Genomic DNA, 24,125 nt, shown 5'->3' with positions numbered 1-24,125 from the left:
TGAATTCATTTTTAGAAAAGATTATATTATTTCTATATTAATGATATCACAAAATGATTCTGCTTGTCAAGATAATTGATTAGGGGTGGAGACACTATGAACAATAAAGAAGAACTAGAAAAAGACCAGGAACAAAAGCGAATAGATTTTGTTCGTCAACAAATTGAAGAGAAGCTAACAGTATTAGAAACTGATATTAACCATATTGGCGGTGATGTAAGCCAGCTGCGTTCTAGTTTCTGGGAAGATGTTACTGTAAACTTAGATGAACCAGATGATGTCATTGAAACATTTACAAGTATTAAGCAGCAAGCAGAGCTACTTGGTGAGCGTGAGCGAACATATGGACAGATCCATAAACAGCAAAAGGTTCTTCATAAATTAAAGGATTCTCCTTACTTTGGTAGGATAGATTTTAAGGAAGAGGGGGAGGAAACTGAACCGGTATATATTGGCATACGTTCGTTCATGGATAAAAAGAATGAAGAGTTTTACATATATGATTGGAGGGCGCCAATTTCTAGTGTTTATTATGATTATTCACCAGGACCAGCGTCTTATCAAACACCAGGTGGTAAAGTTGATGGGGAATTATTATTAAAAAGACAATTTATTATCCGTGATGGAAAGCTATTTAGCTTATTTGATACTGGTGTTACTATTGGAGATGAGTTATTACTAGAGGTGCTTGGTAATAATGCCAGCTCCATGATGAAATCAATTGTTGCTACTATCCAAAAGGAACAAAATCAAATTATTCGAAATGATAAAAGTAAATACTTGCTTGTCCAAGGAGTTGCTGGAAGTGGGAAAACTTCCGCTGCTTTGCAACGAGTTGCCTATTTATTATATAAACACCGAGATACATTAAAATCGGATAATATTATGCTATTTTCGCCCAACCCATTATTTAATAGTTATGTTTCCACTGTACTGCCAGAGCTGGGAGAAGAGAATATGCGTCAGTCCACCTTTTATGAGTATTTGCAATCAAGGATTGGCAAACCTTATCAAGTGGAAGACTCCTTTTCTCAATTAGAGTATTTGTTAACAGAAACAGACAAGGCAAAAAAAGCGCAAAGATTAATAAGTATTCAATATAAAAGTAGTGTTGCATTTAAAGAGCTAATCGATGAATATCTTCAACATCTTCAGAATGATGGGATTGTATTTAAGGATATTATGTTTCGGAAAAAAGTATTTATCTCTAGTGAAGAACTGACGAGGAAATTTTACGAAATGGATAGCACTATCACGATTCCCAATCGAATGCAATTATTAATTGAATGGGCACAAAAAGAAATGAAAAAACATGCTAAAGTAGAAAGAAAGCAGCCTTGGGTGGAGGAAGAAATTCAGCTGCTAGATAAAGAGGAATATTTAGAAGCATACCATGCATCTGAAATGAAAAATGGGAAAGAGCAAGAGTTTGCTTATTTCGAGGAAGAGGAAAAGTTTTTACGTAAGTTTATTGTAAATCGATATTTTAAATCAATTTATGCTTCCATAAAAAAAATGCGATTTATTGATATTGCATCAATCTACAAAAACATTTTTCATTTACCTTGTCCTAAAGAGTTAACAGAGAAAGAGTGGCAAACGATAGGAACACAAACGATTGCTAATCTCAATCGAAGCTTTCTGGCGTATGAAGATGGAACTCCTTTTGCCTACCTAAAAGATAAACTAGAAGGGAAAAAATCTACGTCTGGTATTCGCCAAGTATTTATTGATGAAGCACAAGACTATTCTGATTTCCAAATTAACTATTTGAAGGAACTATTTCCATATAGTAAAATGACTCTTTTAGGGGATATTAACCAAGCTATTTATGCGCATCATCACAATGAAATTGTTAGGAATGAAGAGAGCGGAGAAGTAGAACGAATAGAGTTAATGAAAAGTTATCGTTCAACAAAGGAAATAATAGAGTTTACAAGAGGCTTGACTGTAAATGGAGATTTAATTGAACCATTTAATCGCCATGGTGAAAAACCTACAGTCGTAAATGTGGCAAATGGGGATAAGAAAATAAAGGACATCCAAAAGCGAATGGAAGAGTGGAAGGAAAAAGGCCATAAAACAATTGCGATCATTTGCAAAACAATTGAAGAAAGTAAGGAAGTATATAAACGACTTAAAGCAAAAGTGGATGTTCGTTTTATTCAAAAAGGAACAACTTCTTATGAAAAAGGTGTATCTGTCATACCGGCCTATTTAGCAAAAGGAATTGAGTTTGATGGAGTTATCCTTTATAATGCTTCTAGTTATGAAGGCGAATTAGAGAAAGAATTATTTTACACAGCTTGTACAAGAGCAATGCATGAACTGACTATGTATATCGAATACGGAAAACAAAATGAGTATTTTGAGAAAATAGACCATACAACCTACGAAGGGTTGGAAATTAATTAGCTAAATTGGTAGTTTAAATAAAGCAGCTCCCATTATCCATGCTAGTGGAGGATTATCCTTTAAAAAAGCAAGGGGATGGGAGCTGTTTTGATATTTAGTGTTAGTTCGCTATTTTCACCACACCTCTGCCAGATCGAACCAGTAATGACAGATTGTTTCTAATCCTTTGTCATAGTTTTTGAGATGAAAATGTTCATTTGGAGCATGGAAGTTTTCATCTGGTAAGCCGAATCCCATTAAGACAACTGGTAAATGTAAAATTTGATCAAAAGCTGCTACGATAGGAATAGATCCTCCGCCTCGTGTATAGGAAGTAGGTACTTTATATACTTTTTCATACGCTCTTCCAGCGGCCTGAATAGCTTTGTGATCAAAGGGAGTAACATAGGGATTGCCTTTGTCAAATAATTGAACTGTTACATCCACTCCTTTTGGCTTATGCTTTTCAATATGTTTCTTTAATAAAGCAACGATTTCATCTGGATCTTGCGCTGGAACTAGTCTACATGTTATTTTTGCACTCGCTTCAGAAGGGATAACTGTTTTGACGCCAGTTCCTTGAAATCCACCTTTAATTCCATTTATCTCAAGGGTTGGGCGTACCCAAAGTCTTTCTAAAGTAGTGAACTCTGTTTCTCCAAATAGGGAAGGAGAGCCGGTTTGTTCGATAATTGATTCATCTGTGATTTCCAATGCTGCAAAAGCATCTTTTTCCTCCTTTGTTAAAGAAATTACCCGATCATAAAAGCCTTCCACAGAAATGACTCCATTTTCGTCATGAAAACTTGCTAAGAGGTGGCTTAAAGCAGTAATAGGATTGTGAATTGCTCCTCCAAATAACCCAGAATGCAGATCGCTTTTCGGGCCTTTCACATGGATTTCCATCCCACATAATCCTCTTAAACCATAGCAAATGGTTGGTTTTCCTTCTTCCATCATCCCTGTATCTGAAATAACGATGACATCGGCACTTAATAACTTCTTATTTGCTTCTACAAAAGACGGCAAAGCTGGACTGCCAATTTCCTCTTCTCCTTCGATGCAGAATTTAATATTTACTGGTAATGAACCTGTCGTTTTAAGAATTGCTTCGATTGCTTTAATATGCATAAAAACTTGGCCTTTATCATCACTGGCTCCTCTAGCATAAAGCTTTTCGTTGCGAATTTCAGGTGCGAAAGGAGGAGATTCCCATAATTCAAGGGGATCAACTGGCTGAACATCATAATGTCCATACACCAATACGGTCGGCTTCCCTTCCTCATGCAGCCAATCTGCATAAACGACAGGATTGCCGCTTGTTTGATGAATGGCAGCATTCTCTAATCCAGCTTTTGTTAAAGCGTTCACTAACCATTCTGCGGTTCTTTCAATATCTTTTTTATGTTCTGGAAGGGCACTAATACTTTCTAATGATAAAAAGGAAAATAATTCCTCTAAGTGGTCTTTTCTTTTTTCTTTTAAATAATGTTGAATAACATCCATTCTATCCATTCCTCCAATTATTTCGATATGGAAAATAAATTCGCTTATATAAGAAGAATATCCTCTTTTTTTGAAAATAAAATATATTGAAAAATAAATAACTTCGTTGTAAAATTACACTATTAGTTTAAAAGGTATGAAACGCATGTGTTTATAGAAAGGATGCATACAATGCAAAAAAATATGATTATTTTTTTTAATCGGATGGTAGAATCATTGTATTCGAAGGAATATATAACAGAAACGAGTTATACCGATATTAAGTCTGGTTTCCAAAAGTATTTAGAGGACGAGGCGATAAAAGAAAATGGAGAAAAAGAAGAAAAAGTAAAAGTAAAAGTAATGGAGAAAAAAGAAAAGAAAAAGCAGCCTTCCATACAAAAGAAACAACATACTCCAGAACAGCTGCGCGAACGAAATATAGGGGTGTTACTTTATTTAGGAGTTTTTCTATTATTAATAGGTGGATTAGTGGTTGCAACTAGTAATTGGGACTCTATGCCCGGTTGGTTGAAGGCAGTATCTATTTTTTTTGTTTCGATCTTATTTTTTGGTTTTGCCATGTTATCGAAAAAAATAATAAAGATCGACCATACAGCCTTTGCTTTCTTTCTCCTGGGGAGTCTTTTTCTTCCAATAGGATTTTTGTCAATAAGCTTTTTTCAGCTAGCAGGGGACTATCTTTCTATGTATGGCGAGGGACGTTTCTTATTAGGAGTAATAGCTGGTTTCGTATTATTCCCTATATATGCAGCTCTAGCGATTTATTTAAAGTCCCGTCTTTATAAAATACTAACGATTGGGACCATCACTGGAACGATTGCCTTTCTGCTTGCTTTTTTACCATTAGCACTAGATGGATTCTTCTTCTTTATGATCATCTATCAATTTATAACCATCTATGTTTTATTAAAGTATCAGCACATGAAATGGATTCAATATTTTCAGAAGGAACTCACACCCATTGTTCAAGTTCAATTAATCTTAACTGCTTTATTTATGACTTTTTTGTTTGAGAGCAGTGTGATAAATGGCTTTTACTATTTGATAATCAGCAGTCTATTTATGATGACCGTAGCATTAACGAAACGAAAGCATGATCATTTTTACATAACTATCGCTATAGCCTTTGGGCTTTATCGAATTTTTACCTATCCAATTTTAGAAGACTTATTGCCAATAGCCTTTGCTTGCTTTAGTATTTTCCTTCTTTCTTTTGTTTTTATCTTAAAAGGAAAGATAGAGTGGGGGAAAGTTTGGGAGTTTACAAGCTTTGTCATTGCTTTAGCTACATTTTTCGTAACCATTCTTTTTTATTGGGAACTGTTTCTCGCTGGAAGTTTGTATTTAGTGTTTGCGTATCTCTTACTGGCTGTAGAATTCATCCTTTTAGCAAAAAGGCTGACATATGTAATTATTCGTTATTTGCCAGTTCTCTTTATCAACCTGGCGTTATGGAATGCTGCTCTGTTAGTTCCATTAATAAAAGATCCCGACAGTTTTTTCCTTGTTAGCTACGGGATTAATATAGGGCTTTTATTTTTGTTAGGTATTTTTAATAAATGGCATCCATTACAGGATATTAGAAAGCCATCTGCCATTTATAATATTGCCTGGATGGTACTAATAGCCTTTTTATCAACAGCAATCTTTTTAGGGAAATGGTATATACCTTTTATGATAGCAGGAATTGCCCTAAGTCTATATAGCGGCAGTCGTTTCATAAAAAATAAAACGCAGCAGCAACTTCTTTCCTATATAATTCCGTTTACTGTTTTTGGTGTTTATTTTACAACAGCAGAATCCTTCCGTTTTATCCAAGAGCAAGGCCATCCATTGTCGATTGCATTAGGAAGTGTCTTTACCATCTTAACAGGTAATTTATATGAAAAAGCGGATAAGAATATGGGAAGAAACGGCTATTTCATTGGGCAAATCATGTACGGATTTGGGTTGCTATTAATTTTGGAATATTTCACACTAAATAAATGGGTGACTACTGGTATATATTTAGCATCAATTATTATTTTTTATGATTTGTATCGAAAAATAAAAAATATCCTTATTGCCTGGTTAATTGGGATCGTTAGTTTGATTAGCTATTTCAGTCTTGTAGGTTCTATTTGGAACACAGATACACTTTCTTTTGAACTACTTATGAAGTATGGCTGGATGGGTATGTTTATGATGGGTTTAGGATTAAAAAACACATCTTTCAAGCTTCCATTTCTCACGATTTCCCATATTTATATTCTTGGAAGTATTATCATTGATCGGTTAATGATAGAAAATGATTACTTCCTTCCGTTTATCTATTTATTTATTGCTTATAGTATAAGTGTCTATTTAGTTGCTAATAAATATGTGAAAATGGTATTTCGATATGGGAGCTATCTATCTAGTTATTTCTTTTTAGCGGCCGCTCTTCCTTTTGGCTTTGCAGGAGGGAACGCTTATAGTATCGCATTTATGGTAACGTCGATGGCGTTATTCGGGATATATTTTCTGAAAAAAGAAAAGAAAGAACTTGTTTTCTTTTTCTTACCATTTAGTTCAGTTGGGATAATATATTGGATGTTTGCCTCACCTTTTACCATTATTACTTACATCGTCATCCTTCTATATATTGTACTCCTGCTACTTGTTATCCATCTAGAAAAACTATATCTTGTCTCGTTTATTGGAATAGTTTTCCTATTTATGAATAATGAAGTATTTATGCATGACTTTCTGCCAATCGACCGGTATCTTTTTACGCTGGTTTGGGGTCTTATATTTATGCTTATTAGCACTATTGTATATCCAGTCATTACAAAGTGGCAGGAAGAAGGAGAAAAGTGGATTGATTTTTATTTCCTAGCAAGTTTTCTTACCATTTTCTCTTTATACGCAATAGAAACAAATTTAAAGTGGGATATTGTTATTCCGGGAGTGTTACTCGCATTGCTAGTTTTTATCCAGAAAAATAGGGTGGGGAAAGAAATTCAATGGGTACCTCAACTTATCGGCTTGGTTACACTCATGTTGCCATATTATTCTATGCTATCAATTATTTCTATCCAGAAATATATCGAGACAGAGCTAAAGGTGTTACCAGTACTTGTCGTTATGGTTGCCGCAAAGAAAATCGTCAAGCATGCGTCGGGACTATTAAGGAAGATTGAATGGGGTGTCGTAACCATTTCGGCCTTGCTTTTAGCGATGGATGGCTATCTTTCTCATACTATCTATGATGCCATCATTTTGGGTGTGCTTGCAGTAATATCCATTTTATCAGGATTTTATTTCCGCTATAAATCTTATTTCTTTGTTGGCATTGGTGTATTAATATTAAATGTATTATTGCAAACTAGACCATATTGGGGTAATTTTCCTTGGTGGGTATATTTATTAATTGCTGGAACAATTCTAATTACCATTGCAAGTATGTATGAAATGCAAAAGCAAGGAAAACAACCAAAAATATTTATAAAAATCCTTTTATGGAAAAATAGAATAAGGGTGTTTTTAAAGACTTGGAAATAGCCTGGAATTTCCGCATGATCACACGAAGGTTCACTTTAACCTTCGTGTGATTTGTTTGGGATATAATAAGCTTGTGGCACATTCATATGTAAAAATCGCTCTAACCAGTTTGAGAATTATTCTGATCGATTATTTTTTCCGAATTCTTCTGAATGTATTAACGCAGCAGTTACTACATATCTTTTTGGTGCATGTCCTATAAAGGAGAAGGGATAACAGGTAGTTAGTGTAAGGACAGCTCTTGATTTAGGAGTAAGAATGGTTCGGTCATTAGGTGAGACAATGGAGAATTTCGTAATTTTATATTCATATTCTTTTTCCATTGTTTGGATTATAAGGGAATCATTCTTTTTTAAATCTCTCAGGAAACGGAAAAAGGTGTCGCGATGTCCTGACAATACAACATTGTTGTTTTCACCGGGTAAGGCACTCTTTGGATAATGACCTGCTCCCTTAGTTAAAACCTCAGCACTTACCCCTTCATAAATGGGAATCGTTTTCTCTAATTTCGGCATGAGGATGACTCCCATTTTTTCTCCTTCTTTTAAAAATTGAGTTGGAGAGAAAACTACATGACTATCTTTAGCAAGGAACGGTTGTTTTGTAATAGTTTCCACTTTTAAATAACAAGACAAAGTATAGAGAATCATTCCCAATCCTATCAAGATAGAGAGAATCCCCATTTTTTTTCTAATTTTCATAGGGAGCTTTCCTAAATGTTATCAACAACCCTAGTAATACTAGCATATAACCGATGCAAAGGATAATAGGAAGAGAAGATGCTGTATTAGGAAGCTGAGCAGCATATAAATTGGCTAAACCTTCTGTCACTTCCGTCAATTCAACCACTTTGTCGATAACATCTACAGAAGCAACCAAATCAGATGTCACAACTGCATCCCCAATTAAAAATTGCTCATGATCGTATAATTCAATCGCCACCGTCGCATCCATCTGTTTATGATTTAGATCATTCAAGGAAAGTTCGTTTCTTTTTCCGTTATCGTCTATGCTAATAATGACTGGCTTTAAAGAGGTTGCTGTAAAAAAATCTTTCCAAAAATCCGTTAATGCCTGGTTTCTTTCTGCGCTTATTTCACTTTCTTGGTCCATAGCTTGAAAAGTTGATAATTGCTGTTTCCAATCCTCCACTTTTGCAGCTAAAAAAGCAGGGTCCAATTTATTTAGATGCCCATAAAATTGTTGTTTTTCCTTATCATCAAAGCCAATATTCTCGAGAAATTTTTCTAATTGCAGCATCTTATCTTCATGGTTTTTATAAAAATCAATCGCTACTTCTAAGTCTTCTAAAAACCAGAAATCTTCTATACTTTCATGAAATCCCGCCAATAAAATATCTAATTCTTCCTGTGTCATCGAATTTTGTACAAGTAATTTATTGAGATTAGACGGCGTGATTGGGGTTCCAAGTTGTTTTTTTAAAACACGTATATTATCAAAATCACTTATTTTTAATCCTTTAAATGATAAATATTCTTCTAAGTCTTCCGTTGTCCATCCCAAATTATCGGCTAAGCTCTTAACTTCCTTTTCACTTGGAGATGCGTCAACTGGCGATGCTTGAAGAGATAAACCACAAAAAAGAAAAAAAGTAAAAAGTACTTTTTTCATTAGACAAACCTCCACCATCATTATATTGGTATTGTTTGTTAATTTATGAAAAAAATACGTGAATATTAAAAGAGATTTTGGAAATTAGGACGATTTTTTTTAGTGGTGCAAGATTATTGGACAAAAGGGGGAGGATTCTGGACAAAACCGGAAAATATCAGCCAAAGTGGGTAGGGAAGCAGCCAAAGTAAAAAAATATCAGCCAAAGTGGGTAGGAAATCAGCCAAAGCAGAAAAATATCAGCCAAAGAGGGGAGGAATCAGCCAAACTACAACTAATAGAAATGCAGAAACCTGGTTAGACAGCTTCTGCATAAAATAATTATTAGACTAAAGTAAACGGAAGAACGATTAACTATTCAAATTTAACTCGTAATGAAAAAATTTCGTATCTTTTTTATAGCCATTCTTCTCATATAATCTTTGCGCAGATAAATTATCTATAGCTGTACTAAGACATAGACTCTTGGCTCCGCTATTCTTTGCGTATTCTTTTACTTGTTGTAATAACATTTCTCCAATTCCTTTTTTTCTTGCTCTTTTTTCAACATATAAATCATTTAATATCCACGTTCTTTTCATCGATAAAGAGGAATAGCTAGGATAAAGTTGAGTAAAACCTATGTAATCATCACCGTCTTGAACAACGAAGATTACAGATTCGTTGTTTTCGATTCGTTCCTTTATATAACTTGCTGCACTCACGATATCATCTTCTCGTTTATAAAACATGCGATATTCATTAAATAAGCGAGCTACTTCTCCGATGTCTTTCTTTGTTGCTTGGAATATGTTCATTTTGCTCCTACCTCCACCAAAAATAATTGTCGCACTACAAAATCATTCCCTTCCATTTCTTGTTCCTTCATTTTAAAATGAAATGAGTATATTACATAGGCACAGTTTACAGAAATTTTAAGGGTACAAAACAGAGAGAAAAAGGAGAATTAGGGTATGAATATGGCTATTCATTTGCATAAAGAAAGTACAGAGCCAGTATATATGCAATTATATAATTATTTTAAAGCGGAAATTTTAACAGGGAAGATAGAAGCGGGCACAAAATTGCCATCCATTCGATATTTAGCAAGTTATTTGTACATAAGTAAAAATACTGTTATTGATGCATACCAGCAATTATGGCTGGAAGGGTATGTGGAAAGTAAAGAGAAAAGTGGGTATACGGTTGTTTCCTTACCTAGTTATGAATATAAAAATGAACAAAACCAATGGAACCATAAAAATAGTTTAAAGCAAACAGGACAGTATTCCGTTGATTTTCATTATGGGGATATTGATCAGACTAATTTTCCAACAAATGCTTGGAAAAAGACCCTGAAAGAAATAATGGAGGACAAGCAAAATGGGTGGATGAATTATGGAGATAAGCAGGGAGAATTAGAATTAAGAGAAGAAGTGGCTGGATACTTATACAGGTCACGTGGAATTCAGACGACAGCAGATCAGCTTGTTATTACAGCGGGCACGGAGCAGCTAATCCAAGTTGTATTATCACTTTTAAATGATTGCCCATTACATATAGGGATGGAGGAGCCAGGTTATAATGATGTGCGCAATGTATTCCAGGAAAAAGGGCTTTCTATATCTTCTATTCCAGTATCAGAAACAGATGGACATGACTTATCTTCTTTATTAAATAGTTCTTGTAATTTGGTCTATATTACCCCTTCCCATCAGTTTCCAACCGGGAAAATTATGCCTATTTCAAAGCGGATTGAGCTATTAGAGTGGGCAGAAAGGGAGAACGGGTATATAGTAGAAGATGATTATGACAGCGAATTTCGTTTTCAAGGTTCGCCAATTCCAAGTATGAAAGCAATTGACCAGCATGATCGAGTAATATATATGGGGACTTTTTCTAAATCATTCTTACCATCATTAAGAATAAGCTATATGGTATTACCTAATGTTTTACTAGAAAAATGGAAAAAGAAAAGGTATAACGAGACTCAACCGTGCTCTCCGCTATTACAGCAAGCTTTAGGGAAATTTATCCAAAAGGGAGAATTTGAACGGCATATTAAGCGTATGAGAAAAGTATATGAAAGAAAATATACCTTTTTGATTCAATGTATCAAGCGGTATATGGGAAATAAGGTGGAAATAATTGGTGAAAAAGCAGGTTTACATTTGCTTATTCGTATAGCTTTGAAAAATGAAGCTATCCTGCTATCAGAAGCAGAAAAAATAGGGATTAACGTTTATTCCACAAAACCATATTTTGCCGAGGAAAGGGCGAGTTACCCTCTGTTATTAGGGTTTGGAGGATTGAAAGAAAAGGAAATAGAAGAAGGAATCATAAACCTAGCAGACGCATGGTTTATGTAGAGGAGGAATATTTTTGGTATCTTTTGGAACATTTATAATCGGAGTAGCTGTAGCTATTATTACTTTCTTTGTACTCGACAATTTTACATCTCCTCTATTTCTAAACATCTTTATTTGTTATGTACTTGTATTTGTAACGATGTTAATAACAACATGGTATCGTATTCATGCAACTAGAAATATTGAGAAATTGGAAAAACTTTTTAGTAAGAATAACAAGCATCCCTATTATAGCTTTGTTCATGCTTTAAGTGTGAAAGAGGATAAAAGGGTAATTGTAAGCTACCGGAAACTAATGAAACGAAAAAAATATCAAGCTCATTATCCAATATTCACGATATTATTTTCTCTTTATTTTGGAAAAACGCTTGGACTTAGAGAAGAAGCTGAGAAAATAAAACATTCGGAAATGAAGTCCTATTATTTAGCCTTAATCAATATAGAAGAGCAACAATTTCCTGATGCCCAGCAATGGATAACAAGGGTAAATAAGAAATGGATGAAAGAAGCACTATTAGCGGAAATCGCTATAAAAAAAGAGGAAAAGGATGTAGCGAAAAAGCATGCCAAAAGTGCTTTAAAGCATACGAAAGGAATCCAATATTATGTTTTAAAAAAGACATATGAAAGAGAATTCAACTTATAAAAACTGAATGTCAATCGTAGATGTTAGTTTCTTGTCTTGCTGTTTTTTCTTCTGAATAAAAATTTCCAGAATTTCATTTGTGCATACAGCATAAACTGGATTTTGATCAATTGAAACCGGAAATTCAATTAATCTTTGTTTTTCTTTGAGGAGATTAGAATCTTGCATTATTGCCTTAATAGTAAGCAAATTTTTAGTTACAGAAAGATGGATGCTGTTATCGTGACAATTCGCTAATAATGCTTCCACGATAAATTCTTTCTCCGTTTCGTACACATCAATTCGAAACTCAGTTTCATCTAATACGGAAGTCAACGGATCAAGAAAATGGTTTTTCAGCCATTCATCCATTAAACTTAACCAGTTATCATCATTCATAAAAATCCTCCTTAGTATATTTAATATATTCTTATAAGGAGGAAAGCGTGACGAAAATATAAAAAGGTTGTCTAAAGGCATTACACCTTCTTAAGACAACCCATTTTTTACTCATCATTTTCCACATAAGGCTCATGCTCGTAAGCAGGCAAGTCACCAAACGTAGTCATAATTCCTTCTTCATCCAAGCTTTGTTCATAGCGTTTATGCTGTTCATTAGGGTAAACCGTTATATTTCTTCCATCTATATCCACACCGACAAAGTTCTCGTAATCTTCCACATAGCCAATATTCTCATCACTTTCTGTGTAGACGTCATTATAATGGTCATAAACAGGATGAGCAAAATCAGACGGCGTTTCCGATGTTCCCCAGCTAGATACTTCCTGCCAAGAATCCTCGGCATCATATACGACAGATTCATCTTTATTATCCATATCGAATTTTCCGAAAGGAGGCATTAATATTTCTTCTTCCACTGGCCGTTTCTCAGAGATTTTCTGATCAGGAGAATGCTCCTTACAATAAAGCGTTGTAGGAATAACTTCCAATCTTTCTATCGGGATATCTTGAGAGCATTCCGCACATTTTCCGTATGTTCCTTCATCAATTGCCTTTAAAGCATTTAACACCCCCATATATTCATGATGGTAATGTTCTGCAAGGGCAATATCCTTTTCGCGTTCATAAAGCTCCGTTCCTTCATCTCCTGGATGATTATCATAACTGGATAGCTCTCCAAGAGACTCATGGTAATGTCCATCTTTCAAATCTAAGTTATCATTATGTTCAAATCTAATTTCCACATCACGTTTTTGTTCATTTAATACTTTTTGAAAATGGGACATTTGTTGTTTATTTAGCATAATAACCTAATCCTTTCAAGAAGTCGTTTGCTTTATTAGTATGAGCAAAAGAAACGATAACATTAAAGGAAATATGTACATAATTCAAATTTTATGTAAATAAAGATGTTTTTTTCCAAAAAATAAATCGTTAAAAATTGCTAGTAAATTAAGAAAAGAAGTTGGGGAAAATAGCGAAGTAATTAAATTAGGACAGGAGGTAATTGGTCATGGAAAGGAACAGCTTAGCTCCGCATGAATCATTAGATTTACATGAAGTGATAAATTTTAAAACACTCTGTGTAGCAAAATCAAAGTTAATGCAAGGTCTTGTTTTTGATGAAGAGCTTAAGAATTTAATGCAGAAAGATGTAAATCAGTCTATTCAGGCGCTTAGGGAACTACAAGAAGTATATAAGAATGTGCCATTCGCAACAGAAATCCCTCAAATGCGTCCAACGCCAATTATAGGTGGAGAGGAAGGTGTTATCCATTGAATAATGACTACTTAGATCCCATTAATGCGTTAAATATGCCAGAGCTTGCTGATATGACATTTGCGGTTGATTTTCTTATTCGCGCAAAAGAAGGGGTGAGAAATATAGCAACAGCTTTAACTGAAACAGCTTCACCAGACTTAAGAGTACTGTTACGAAAACAACTTAATCAGGCAATCCAGATGCACCAAGAAATAACAGATTTAATGATAGAAAAAAAATGGTTCCATCCTCATGATATGAGTGAACAATATAAGTTAGATCAACTTTCGGCAAAGAATACTATTATGATTGGAAATATGCATTTGTTTACTGGTGAAACGAATCGAAAAGGAATGTTTGATCGGACGCCTGATCAGCATTAAATATGGAGGTTAGATAGAATGAAAGCAGTAACTTACCAAGGGATTAAAAATGTGGAAGTAAAAGAAGTGGAAGATCCAAAGATTTTAAAACCTGATGATATGATTATTAAAGTGACAAGTACTGCGATATGCGGATCTGATTTACATTTAATCCATGGAATGATGCCAAACTTACAAGAAAATTATGTGATTGGCCATGAACCGATGGGGATAGTTGAAGAGGTTGGACCAGAAGTGACGAAAGTCAAAAAAGGTGACCGGGTTATTATTCCTTTCAATATTGCCTGTGGAGAATGCCAGTACTGCAAAAGTAATTTAGAAAGTCAATGTGACAATTCCAACGATAATGGAGATGTTGGTGCCTATTTTGGTTATTCAGGGAATGCGGGAGGTTATCCAGGCGGGCAAGCAGAGTATTTAAGAGTTCCTTTTGCAAATTTCACTCACTTTAAGATTCCAGAAACTTGTGAAGAACCTGATGAAAAATTGACGGTTATTGCCGATGCAATGACAACTGGATTTTGGAGTGTAGATAATGCGGGTGTAAAAGCTGGAGATACAGTCATAGTATTTGGGTGTGGACCAATTGGATTATTTGCACAAAAATTCGCATGGCTGAAAGGGGCAAAACGCGTCATTGCTGTCGATTATGTTGATTATCGTCTGCAGCATGCCAAACGTACAAATAAGGTAGAAATTGTTAATTTTGAACAGGTTGAAAATGTGGGAGCTTACTTAAAAGAACTCACAAAAGGCGGTGCCGATGTGGTGATTGATGCTGTTGGCATGGATGGAAAAATGAGCGATATGGAATTCCTAGCGAGCGGCATGAAGCTGCAAGGCGGCACAATGAGCGCTCTTGTGATGGCTGCCCAAGCGGTTCGTAAATGTGGTACCATCCAAATTACTGGCGTTTATGGCGGCAGATATAATGCTTTTCCTTTAGGAGATATCATGCAGCGCAATGTCAATATTCGTTCTGGACAAGCTCCTGTTATTCATTACATGCCATATATGTTTGAATTAGTTTCTACTGGAAAAATTGATCCGAGTGATGTCGTAAGTCATGTATTACCATTGAGTGAAGCAAAACGAGGGTATGAAATTTTTGATACGAAAATGGATAATTGTATAAAAGTTGTCTTAAAACCATAAGAAAGGCAGGATTATGTAATGGATTATGTATTACATGAAGTATTAGAAGTTCAAGAACTGGCTACGTTTAAAACGATTTGCATAACAAAAGCTAAAACGATGCGCGCACTTGTTTCCGATCCACAATTAAAAGAATTAATGCTGCAAGATGTGGATATATCAACAAGGCAGCTACAGGAATTTTCAACTATTTTATCGAAAGCGCAAGAAATGCCGAGAATGGGGGGAGAGAACGGATGAATTCCATTATAGAATATTTTACAGGCATGGATGCTTTAACTGATCAAATGATTGCAACAGATCTATTGATTTCTGCCAAAAGCGGAATTAGAAATTATTCCATGGCCATCACAGAAACGGGACATCCAGAGATAAAAGAAATCCTTGTCCGCCATCTAAATGAAGCACTTGACTTACATGAACAACTATCCCAATACATGACTGAAAAAGGGTGGTACCATGCATGGGATCCAAAGGAACAAGTGAACCTTAATTTGCAAAACATTCATACTGCTTTAAACTTACCGATACTTTAAGATAAAAAAGGAACTCGTTTGTGTGAACAGTTCCTTTTTTGTTGTTTTTAGGAGAAGTTGCAAATATAAAACAAAGAAATAGAAAGGATAGCAAGAGCATCTCTATGCAAAGGATATTTTACTAAAATATTTACTGAAAAAAATAATAAATAACGTAATGGTGTATTTAAAATATAAATAATTCTATAGGCTGATTAGTAAAATAATTTTTAGAAAAGTTAATTTTCTTATTGAAAGCCTTTACATATGGTGTTATTATTCGTATATAGCAGGTAATTTTATTAGTGATTTTATAAGAAAATTTTACTGACCTAATAAGAACAAAAAGAGGGTTTTAAAATGGCAACTATTAAGGAAATTGCAGATAAGTCAAATGTATCCGCATCAACCGTTTCACGAGTATTAAATAATGATCGAACGCTTACTGTTCAAGCGGAAACAAGAGAACGAATTATTCGGGTTGCCAAAGAGCTTGGTTATGAAACAATCTTAGAAAGAAGATTGAAGCAAAGAAAATCTACTTTCAAACGCGTCGGAATAATCTTAACCCAATCATTAGATGAAGAAATTAGTGATCCATATTTCCTATCTATCCGTCAAGGGATTGAAATGGAACTTGCATCTAATAGAATCAATACAGTTACTTTTCGCTTACATGAAACAGAAAGCAACCAGATGATAGAAGAGTTAGATGGACTTATTGTTGTCGGAAGAGTAAAAGAGACAGCGCTAAAGGCTATTAGTCAGGTCGAAAATATCGTTTATATAAATCATTCGCCTAATGAAGATCTCTATGATTCGGTTGGTATTAATTTTGAACGAGCAACAGAAAAGGCGTTAAAGCATCTAGTGAATATTGGTTACAAACGGATTGGTTATATTGGGGGAAAGGAAAGAGAACATTTAAAAAATCAGAAGCTTATTATTGAAGATAAACGACTTACCACCTTTGAACGCTTTATGAAGGAACAAAACTTATTTGAAGAAGATTCAGTCTTTATCGGTGAGTATACTATGGCGCAGGGATATGAATTAATGCAAAAGGCTATTCAAACATCTGAGCTGCCAGAAGCCTTTTTTATCGGCAGTGATCCAATGGCGATTGGAGCTTTAAGAGCCTTGCAAGAAGTTAATCTTAACGTTCCTTCTGATGTAGCAATTATTAGTTTTGACGATATTGAAGCTGCTAAATTTGCGAGTACCCCATTGACTACAATTAGAGTACATACAATGGAAATGGGAAGAACGGGGGTAAGGCTTTTACTTGATCGTTTAAAGGGTAGAGAACTCCCAATAACCATTACTCTTCCCACTGAATTAGTAATTAGGGAAAGTTGTGGCGGAAAAAAGAATTATCCTTTATAGGAGGTGGTGTGTGATGTGAAAATGAACTTATTTTGATGATTTGCCCTCCTGGCGCCAAAGGCTTGATGCCAGGTTTAAAAGTGATGGCAGTCACTTTTTTTACGGGCAAATAACAGTTAACTCCAATTAGGAAAGGGAGCATAATTCTATTATATCGATGCTCCTATAAACCAGCAAGAGAACAAACTCGAAACTTAGGTGAATATACCTGGAGCTATCGAGATGAATTTTTTAGGGGGCGTTTTTATTGAATAAGCTTTTGAAAACGATGGTCATTGCGGTTGCTTTAACCATGATTGTTGCAGGATGCAGCAAAGCTTCAGGTGGAAACGAAGAAAATGGGGATAGGACAGTCGTTACGCTGTATTCAACAGTGACTAATGAAGCTGATAAAATTACCCTTCAAAATGTTGTAGAAAAATTCGAAAAGGAAAATCCAGATATAGATATTAAAGAAAATTATCCTGCGGATGGTTATGAGGGCATGCTTAGGGTTAAGATGGCTGCTAATGACATGCCAGACCTATTCGACACTCATGGATGGGCGCTCCATCGTTATGGGGAGTATGTAGAAGATTTGAAAGATATGGACTGGGTGAAAGATCTTGATCCAGCGCTTAATCAAATTTTGCTAGATGAAACCGGCAAAGTATATGCTTATCCTCTTAATCAAGCAAAGGATGGACTTACATACAATGCCACTCTTTTAGAAAAGTATGGAATCACTCCTCCAAGTACTTTTGATGAATTTATGTCAGCACTTGAAACAATCAAGGAAAAAGGAAAAGGAGAAGTTACTCCACTATGGTTTGCTGGAGCGGATAAATCTGCATTCGGTCAGTTTTTTGATCAATTTGCTACACCTTTATTAATTACAGGTGAGAAAAACTATAAGGAAGAGCTGCTGGACGGCACCTTTGATTGGTCAAACTATACTTTTTTACCCGAAAAACTAAAGGAAATGCAGGATAAAGGTCTCCTAAATGAAGATGTCTTAACGGCTCAAAATCATCAAATGGTAGACTTAATGGCTCAAAATAAAATTGCTTTTATTGTTGGTGGTGGGATGCTTGGACCTTCGGTGGAAGAATTAAATCCAGATGTTAAGCTTGGTATTATTCCAATGCCAGTAATGGAGGAAGGAGACAAGCCAAGTTGGATTGGCGGCGAGCGTCATACATTAGCTGTATGGAAAGATTCTAAAGTGAAAGAGGAAGCGAAGCAATTCTTAGATTTCATTTCCCAGCCAGAGATTGTCAAAGAGATTGCAGAAGGTACTTCGCTTCCGGCAGGGCTGACAAATACGGAATCAAAAAACTATTACTCTGATGATTACGAGAAGTATAAGGATAATAAAGTGGAGCCTTACTTTGATCGAGTGTATTTACCAAGTGGCATGTGGGATCCAATGGGGGCAGCTGGTCAAGAATTACTATCTGGGACAATGACACCTGAGGAAGTTTCAAAAAAGATGGCTGTAGAATATAAGAGACTGTTAGAACAAAAGAAATAGTTTATACGGTAGGAGGGAATGCAGTTATCCGTCTCGCCTCTCAATTTAAAATTTAGGAGATGGTTACTTTGATAAAAGTAGAGACTAAAGGGCAGTCGAATACCAACTCTTCAATTGAAGTGAAAAGGAACCGTAGAAAGAAGCGGGAATCTTCCATTTGGTGGATGTATCTTCCAGCACTTGCTGCCATCTGTTTTTTTATCTTTTATCCTTTTTTAAACGGAATCAAGATTTCTTTTACAAATTGGAACGGATTTTCTCAACACTATGACTATGTTGGCTTCAGCCAGTATATACGTATGCTGAAGGATCCGGATACGTGGCTTGTTGTAAAAAATACTCTTCTTTATGGTGTCGGGAGTACTGTATTTCAGAATATCATTGGCCTAGGTTACGCACTTATGCTGAATCGAAGTATTCACTTTAAGAATTTTACTAGGACAGTCGTTTACTTGCCGGTCATAATCAGCCCGCTAGTTATGGGATATATCTTTTATTTCTTCTTTGCTTTTCAAGGCGGTGCGCTAAATGATCTTCTTGTTTTTCTCGGTTTTGATAAAATTAATGCATTAGCAGATCCGAAAATTAATATTTGGTTGATAGTTTTCGTTAATACATTTCAGTTTGTTGGAATTGTGATGATTATTTATCTTGCTGGATTACAAAGTATATCAAAAGACTATTACGAAGCAGCTCAAATGGATGGGGCATCTAGCTTTCAACAATTTAAAAGTATAACCTTGCCGATGTTAATGCCTTCTATAACTATTAATATAGTTATTAACATCATCGGTGGATTGAAGCTGTTTGATGTAATAATCTCATTAACTGGTGGCGGACCAGGATATGCTTCACAATCGATGTCTACTTTTATGTACGATCTCTATTTCAATCGTCAAGATGCAGGTTATGCAGCAACACAAGGAGTGTTTATGGCGATCATCATTTTAATCTTAAGCTTGACAGCGCTTATATACTTCAAGCGGAAGGAGATTGAGGCGTAATGGACTATATAAATAAAAAGCAAAAATGGCTTTTCTCTATAGTAGCACTTCTAGTCGCAGCCTTTCACCTAATCCCTTTCTATATTTTAATTACAACAGCGCTCAAGGCGAAGGGGGATTTTAGCTCAAAATGGGTTTTCCCAAAGGAGTGGAGCTTTGAGAACTTTTCAGAGGCTTGGGAAATGGCAAGTCTCGGAAATGCCCTTTGGAATACTACGGTTATTACTTCTGTAAGTGCTTTATTGTTGATTATATTTGGATCTTTAGCAGCTTATCCATTAGCCAGAAGGCGAACTAAGCTAAATCAGTTTGTATTTATGTTTTTTATCGCTGTAATGGTAATTCCGCCATTAACCGCTTTAGTACCACTTTATAAGCTGGTGGTAGACATTGGAATGATGAATACACTTGAAATTGCCATCTTGAATAATGTTGCATCCTTTCTGCCATTAACTATTTTCTTGTATTCCGGCTTTATTCGCTCCACTATTCCGAAAGAATTAGAAGAAGCTGCAAGAATAGATGGAGCAAGTACATCTGGCATATTTTTTCGAATTGTCTTTCCGTTGTTAAAGCCAGTTACTGCATCTATTTTAATTATTGCCTGTGTTTTTATATGGAATGATTATCAATTCGCCATCTTCTTCCTGCAAGCAGAGGAAGTAAAGACAATTACTGTTGCGTTAGCTGGATTCTTTGGGGAAAATGCCAATCGAATGAATCTCGTAGCGGCAGCAGCGATAATGGCTGTTCTGCCAATGGTAGTCTTGTTCCTATTATTACAAAAGCATTTTGTGAAAGGGTTAGCATCTGGTTCAGTAAAAGGATAAATCAAAGAAAGCTGGGAGGAGAGGATTACTATGACTAAAATTACATTTCTAGGTGCAGGAAGTACCGTGTTTGCTAAAAATGTTCTTGGAGATTGTATGTTCGTTGATGCTTTAGATGGGTATGAATTTGCATTATATGATATTGATAAACAGCGTTTGCGGGATTCGGAACAAATGCTTACTAATTTGAAGGAAAGTCTAGGAAAAAACATTATAGTAAAAGCCTATACGGATCGAAAGGAGTCTTTGAAAGGATCTAAATATGTAATCAATGCGATTCAGGTAGGCGGCTATAAGCCAAGTACGGTAATTGACTTTGAAATTCCCAAAAAATATGGCTTACGACAAACGATTGCAGATACAGTCGGCATCGGGGGAATATTCAGGAATTTAAGAACTATTCCCGTTATGCTCGATTTTGCAAAAGACATGGAAGAAGTTTGTCCTGATGCGTTATTCTTAAATTACACAAACCCAATGGCTGTGTTAACTGGGGTTATGAATCGTTTCACACCAATTAAAACAATTGGTCTGTGTCACAGTGTGCAAATTTGTACAAAAGAATTATTTGAAGCATTGGGGATGGACCGAACAGGAGTGAAAGAAAAGATTGCGGGTATAAATCATATGGCCTGGCTTCTTGAAGTAAGCAAGGATGGAATTGATTTATATCCAGAAATTAAGCGGAGAGCTCGTGAATTGCAAAAAACTAAGCATGGTGATATGGTTCGGTTTGAGTTGATGGATAAGTTTGGTTATTATGTAACAGAGTCATCAGAACACAATGCTGAATATCATCCGTACTTTATTAAATCGCGTTATCCTGAGTTAATTGACCGTTTCAATATTCCATTAGATGAATATCCTCGTCGTTGTGAAAAGCAAATTAATGATTGGGTTGCAATGAGAGAGGATCTAGTTAACAATAAAGCCTTGGAACATGTTCGTTCCCGGGAATATGGATCACGTATTATAGAAGCAATTGAAACAGATATCCCCTTTAAATTTGGTGGCAATGTGCTTAATACAGGAAGATTGATCAGCAATCTGCCGGAAAAAGCATGTGTAGAGGTTCCTTGTATTGCTGATCGAAGCGGGATTACTCCAACCTATGTAGGAGATCTCCCTGAACAGCTTGCAGCTTTAAACAGGACAAATATTAACACGCAATTGCTGACAATTGAAGCAGCAATGACATTGAAAAAGGAATATATTTACCAGGCGGCAATGCTTGATCCACATACAGCTTCTGAGTTATCGATGGACGATATCATCTCCTTATGTGACGAGTTAATAGAAGCGCATGGTGACTGGCTGCCGAATTTTACAACGGAAACTAGTGTTGGGTTAGCTAAATAGTACTCTCAAATATAGAGTGATCGTTTCCTCAAGGATTCGGTCTCTTTTTTCTTAAGATGCTCATTCATCATACATAAAAGGATTGTAAATTTGTATATGTATTCTTATTACTAGTATAAAACTATTTCATGGATTAATTACTGAAAATCAGTCAATTTAAATAGATGGAGAGGAAGGATGTGCAGTTCAGGAATATTGGAGGGAAATAAATCATGCAAGTGCGAAAGTATCTTCTTAAATAAGTTCTTATTGGTATGACTACTCTAGTTGGCATAACTGGCAGTTTTGCATTATTCTATTATTTTTAATTCGCCCACTTATTGTGCTTTTAGGAAGGCTTATAAAGAAAATCCCCTTAGCACCAACTATCGCAAAACAAAATAGAACTACATGGGAAAAAAGGGGGCTAACACAATGTTTCAAGTCGAGGGTAAAGTTAATGGAGTAAAATATACCAAGGGAATTACAAAAGGTCATATCAAACAACTTTATCCCAAAAGAATAAAAGGATGAAAAAACATGGAAAAATTATTAATAATCTCACTTATTTTAAAAAAAGTTGTTACGGACCTTCAAGATTTAGTTAGTAATGAAGAAAAATACATTGTAAAATTAGACGATCAGAAAAATTTTATAAATAATATCAAAAGTCAAATGAAAGTAGAGGATGGAATACTTACATTAGATGGCGGCATAATTATTACTTATAATTACAGAATAATTTCTGAGGTTAGTAACTGGGATGACTTACCTACTTTATGGGCATATTTGTTAAACTCTATAGAAGAGTTAGTAGAGGAAGGAAAATCTGAATTTTATTTTCCTAGCCAACCTATCAACGTCACCTTGGACATTTACAAGAATGATAAAAGCAAGTTAGATTTTAAAATTGAAAATAAAGGTTTTATTGTTGGTTATAAAACTTTTATTCAAGAGGTCTTAAAAAGAGCTGAAGAATTTTTTAATATCTTAGTTTATGAATTAAACCTTGTAAAGTATGACTATGAACTTAAGCAAATAGAAAAAATTCGCATGATATACAATCTTTAAATAACTAATATAAATAAAATCTTGCCAATGGCAGGGTTTTATTTTTTTTGGATGTTTTTTGTCTATTTCATGAACTATCAGGAATATCTGCTTAAATAAAAAAAAGGAGGGATAAAAAACGGACTTTGAAATATTGCTTCTGCTGAAAGAACAGTATACATTAATGATTATGATCGACCAAAAAGAAATAGGTTAGAGACTAATGATGTATTGTAGTTTAGGATAGTTCTTGTAAATTTATTACCATTATTTTTATCCTTATTGACTGATGTTGGTTAGGCTATTTAATTAAAAAGGCCAAATGAGTGGCCGCATATTGACCACACATTTGACCACACATATACATCAATTAGGGTAAATACTTGAAAAACCTTTTAAAATAACCTACTTTGTTAACTAGAATGTAATAGAGTGAATTAGTATGCTTTTCTTACATATCGTGATGATTATTATGTTTTTGTCTAGAATGGTTACGGTTCTTCACCTTTTTGCTCCCGCTAAGTGGCTCTGGCTGGCCAGATTGATTTCCTTTAGGAGCATTTCTGTGCATATCTTTGCTGTCATTTTTGTTCACTTTTTTTCTCTCCTTTCTATTATCATGAAGAGGTAATGCATCACTATCCTTTATAGAATGGTTTTTTATACACATATTTATACCGCATATTTTCACGATTCACTGCACAACTTATTGGTAAGCACCACGAATATAACTAGCAGGAGGATAGGAATATGCCATATCATAGTAATAAACAAGAAGCTTTTCAAGATGCTCAACGGAATTTACTTGAAAAACAAAATCTTTATCAAGATATCGTAAAAGATTCTGCAAACTATGGACATCAGCTAAAGCATCTAAAACAAGAAATTAATGAGACCTATCAACAAATAGAGAATGCTCTAGAAGTAGCATCTGAGCATCAAAGACAGCAATTAGAAAGCTTTCAAAGAGACTTAAAAAGCATTGTGGATGAAGTAAATGAAATTTAAAAAGGTAGACCATCAGAAAGTTTGCAGCTTTTTCGATGGTCTACTTTTTTGCTATGAAAAAAATACCATAAGATAAACTTATCGTATTTGATAACTTTCTTATTATTTACTTATGACAATCCTTGTATTAAAATTATAAATGGTAAATAGATAATAGAGATCAAATTGTTCGACTATTTTTCTATTTTTG

24 protein-coding genes are annotated in these 24,125 nt (G+C 35.0%); 17 read left to right on the top strand and 7 right to left on the bottom strand.

The genetic code is table 11. The features are described 5' to 3' along the window. The first annotated feature begins 96 nt into the window (after window positions 1–96). Window positions 97–2,415 (top strand): RNA polymerase recycling motor HelD, encoded by a 2,319-nt coding sequence (gene helD / locus BCI01S_RS12400; protein WP_061798958.1) that lies wholly within the window; start codon window positions 97–99, stop codon window positions 2,413–2,415. Between the two features lie 114 nt (window positions 2,416–2,529). Here the strand turns inward: helD and BCI01S_RS12395 are convergent, their stop codons facing one another. After that, entirely contained in the window at window positions 2,530–3,909 is a 1,380-nt protein-coding gene (locus tag BCI01S_RS12395) for a dipeptidase (RefSeq protein ID WP_061798955.1), read from the bottom strand. Window positions 3,910–4,071: 162 nt separating this feature from the next. Here BCI01S_RS12395 and BCI01S_RS12390 point away from each other — a divergent pair, with 162 nt between their 5' ends. Then, on the top strand, window positions 4,072–7,425 hold the full coding sequence (locus BCI01S_RS12390; protein WP_061798950.1) for an SCO7613 C-terminal domain-containing membrane protein: 3,354 nt from the start codon (window positions 4,072–4,074) through the stop codon (window positions 7,423–7,425). Between the two features lie 116 nt (window positions 7,426–7,541). On the opposite strand, the gene srtD is transcribed toward BCI01S_RS12390, so the two are convergent. Both srtD and BCI01S_RS12380 read right to left on the bottom strand, forming a co-directional pair. Continuing rightward, window positions 7,542–8,126 (bottom strand): class D sortase, LPxTATN-specific, encoded by a 585-nt coding sequence (gene srtD, locus BCI01S_RS12385; RefSeq protein ID WP_061798946.1) that lies wholly within the window; start codon window positions 8,124–8,126, stop codon window positions 7,542–7,544. Further along, on the bottom strand, window positions 8,116–9,057 hold the full coding sequence (locus tag BCI01S_RS12380) for a processed acidic surface protein (protein ID WP_061798942.1): 942 nt from the start codon (window positions 9,055–9,057) through the stop codon (window positions 8,116–8,118). Before BCI01S_RS12380 ends, srtD begins: the two co-directional genes overlap by 11 nt. Before the next feature lie 166 nt (window positions 9,058–9,223). Here BCI01S_RS12380 and BCI01S_RS26210 point away from each other — a divergent pair, with 166 nt between their 5' ends. Further along, a complete protein-coding gene (locus BCI01S_RS26210) occupies window positions 9,224–9,358 on the top strand; it encodes a hypothetical protein (RefSeq protein WP_268874833.1) in 135 nt (44 codons plus the stop codon). A 49-nt stretch (window positions 9,359–9,407) separates the two neighbouring features. Here the strand turns inward: BCI01S_RS26210 and BCI01S_RS12375 are convergent, their stop codons facing one another. Next, complete coding sequence (locus BCI01S_RS12375; protein ID WP_061798937.1) at window positions 9,408–9,854, bottom strand: GNAT family N-acetyltransferase; 447 nt, start codon at window positions 9,852–9,854, stop codon at window positions 9,408–9,410. A 156-nt stretch (window positions 9,855–10,010) separates the two neighbouring features. On the opposite strand from BCI01S_RS12375, the gene pdxR reads away from it, so the two are divergent. Both pdxR and BCI01S_RS12365 read left to right on the top strand, forming a co-directional pair. Beyond that, complete coding sequence (gene pdxR / locus BCI01S_RS12370; protein WP_061798936.1) at window positions 10,011–11,405, top strand: MocR-like pyridoxine biosynthesis transcription factor PdxR; 1,395 nt, start codon at window positions 10,011–10,013, stop codon at window positions 11,403–11,405. A 13-nt stretch (window positions 11,406–11,418) separates the two neighbouring features. Then, the gene (locus BCI01S_RS12365) at window positions 11,419–12,051 is read left to right on the top strand and encodes a hypothetical protein (protein WP_061798933.1); all 633 of its coding nucleotides are present in this window, start codon (window positions 11,419–11,421) and stop codon (window positions 12,049–12,051) included. On the opposite strand, the gene BCI01S_RS12360 is transcribed toward BCI01S_RS12365, so the two are convergent. Continuing rightward, window positions 12,046–12,429: an Hsp20 family protein gene (locus BCI01S_RS12360; protein ID WP_047943500.1), complete on the bottom strand. Its 384-nt coding sequence runs from the start codon at window positions 12,427–12,429 to the stop codon at window positions 12,046–12,048. The two genes, BCI01S_RS12365 and BCI01S_RS12360, sit on opposite strands and share 6 nt — an antisense overlap. A 107-nt stretch (window positions 12,430–12,536) precedes the next feature. Beyond that, window positions 12,537–13,295 (bottom strand): TraR/DksA C4-type zinc finger protein, encoded by a 759-nt coding sequence (locus tag BCI01S_RS12355; RefSeq protein WP_061798931.1) that lies wholly within the window; start codon window positions 13,293–13,295, stop codon window positions 12,537–12,539. Between the two features lie 209 nt (window positions 13,296–13,504). Here BCI01S_RS12355 and BCI01S_RS12350 point away from each other — a divergent pair, with 209 nt between their 5' ends. From BCI01S_RS12350 to BCI01S_RS12300, 11 genes are all read left to right on the top strand, one after another. Then, on the top strand, window positions 13,505–13,771 hold the full coding sequence (locus BCI01S_RS12350; protein ID WP_047943502.1) for a hypothetical protein: 267 nt from the start codon (window positions 13,505–13,507) through the stop codon (window positions 13,769–13,771). Next, window positions 13,768–14,136, top strand: a complete 369-nt coding sequence (locus BCI01S_RS12345; protein ID WP_047943503.1) for a spore coat protein — start codon at window positions 13,768–13,770, stop codon at window positions 14,134–14,136. Before BCI01S_RS12350 ends, BCI01S_RS12345 begins: the two co-directional genes overlap by 4 nt. A gap of 18 nt (window positions 14,137–14,154) precedes the next feature. Then, window positions 14,155–15,291: a zinc-dependent alcohol dehydrogenase gene (locus BCI01S_RS12340; protein ID WP_047943504.1), complete on the top strand. Its 1,137-nt coding sequence runs from the start codon at window positions 14,155–14,157 to the stop codon at window positions 15,289–15,291. 18 nt (window positions 15,292–15,309) lie between these two features. Continuing rightward, window positions 15,310–15,531, top strand: coding sequence for a hypothetical protein (locus BCI01S_RS12335; protein ID WP_047943505.1), 222 nt, complete (start codon window positions 15,310–15,312; stop codon window positions 15,529–15,531). Continuing rightward, the gene (locus tag BCI01S_RS12330) at window positions 15,528–15,827 is read left to right on the top strand and encodes a spore coat protein (protein ID WP_047943506.1); all 300 of its coding nucleotides are present in this window, start codon (window positions 15,528–15,530) and stop codon (window positions 15,825–15,827) included. The genes BCI01S_RS12335 and BCI01S_RS12330 overlap by 4 nt, the downstream gene beginning before the upstream one ends. 339 nt (window positions 15,828–16,166) lie before the next feature. Further along, a complete protein-coding gene (locus BCI01S_RS12325; protein WP_061798929.1) occupies window positions 16,167–17,192 on the top strand; it encodes a LacI family DNA-binding transcriptional regulator in 1,026 nt (341 codons plus the stop codon). Between the two features lie 247 nt (window positions 17,193–17,439). Then, window positions 17,440–18,705 carry an ABC transporter substrate-binding protein gene (locus tag BCI01S_RS12320; protein WP_061798927.1) on the top strand — a complete coding sequence of 422 codons (1,266 nt, stop codon included), beginning with the start codon at window positions 17,440–17,442 and terminating at the stop codon, window positions 18,703–18,705. 164 nt (window positions 18,706–18,869) lie between these two features. Then, window positions 18,870–19,709 carry a carbohydrate ABC transporter permease gene (locus tag BCI01S_RS12315; protein ID WP_235844497.1) on the top strand — a complete coding sequence of 280 codons (840 nt, stop codon included), beginning with the start codon at window positions 18,870–18,872 and terminating at the stop codon, window positions 19,707–19,709. Then, window positions 19,709–20,539 (top strand): carbohydrate ABC transporter permease, encoded by an 831-nt coding sequence (locus BCI01S_RS12310; RefSeq protein ID WP_061798926.1) that lies wholly within the window; start codon window positions 19,709–19,711, stop codon window positions 20,537–20,539. The genes BCI01S_RS12315 and BCI01S_RS12310 overlap by 1 nt, the downstream gene beginning before the upstream one ends. 30 nt (window positions 20,540–20,569) lie before the next feature. Then, window positions 20,570–21,898 carry an alpha-glucosidase/alpha-galactosidase gene (locus BCI01S_RS12305; RefSeq protein WP_061798924.1) on the top strand — a complete coding sequence of 443 codons (1,329 nt, stop codon included), beginning with the start codon at window positions 20,570–20,572 and terminating at the stop codon, window positions 21,896–21,898. Between the two features lie 519 nt (window positions 21,899–22,417). Beyond that, a complete protein-coding gene (locus BCI01S_RS12300; protein ID WP_061798921.1) occupies window positions 22,418–22,948 on the top strand; it encodes a hypothetical protein in 531 nt (176 codons plus the stop codon). A 430-nt stretch (window positions 22,949–23,378) separates the two neighbouring features. Here BCI01S_RS12300 and BCI01S_RS12295 read toward each other — a convergent pair whose 3' ends face one another. Next, window positions 23,379–23,522: a small acid-soluble spore protein P gene (locus BCI01S_RS12295; protein WP_082138385.1), complete on the bottom strand. Its 144-nt coding sequence runs from the start codon at window positions 23,520–23,522 to the stop codon at window positions 23,379–23,381. 155 nt (window positions 23,523–23,677) lie between these two features. On the opposite strand from BCI01S_RS12295, the gene BCI01S_RS12290 reads away from it, so the two are divergent. Further along, window positions 23,678–23,935 carry a hypothetical protein gene (locus BCI01S_RS12290; RefSeq protein WP_061798919.1) on the top strand — a complete coding sequence of 86 codons (258 nt, stop codon included), beginning with the start codon at window positions 23,678–23,680 and terminating at the stop codon, window positions 23,933–23,935. Window positions 23,936–24,125: the final 190 nt, after the last annotated feature.

This window comes from Niallia circulans NBRC 13626, from assembly GCF_001591585.1.
Taxonomy (GTDB): Bacteria; Bacillota; Bacilli; order Bacillales; family Cytobacillaceae; genus Niallia; species Niallia circulans.
This window is presented reverse-complemented; position numbering and strand designations above follow the sequence as displayed.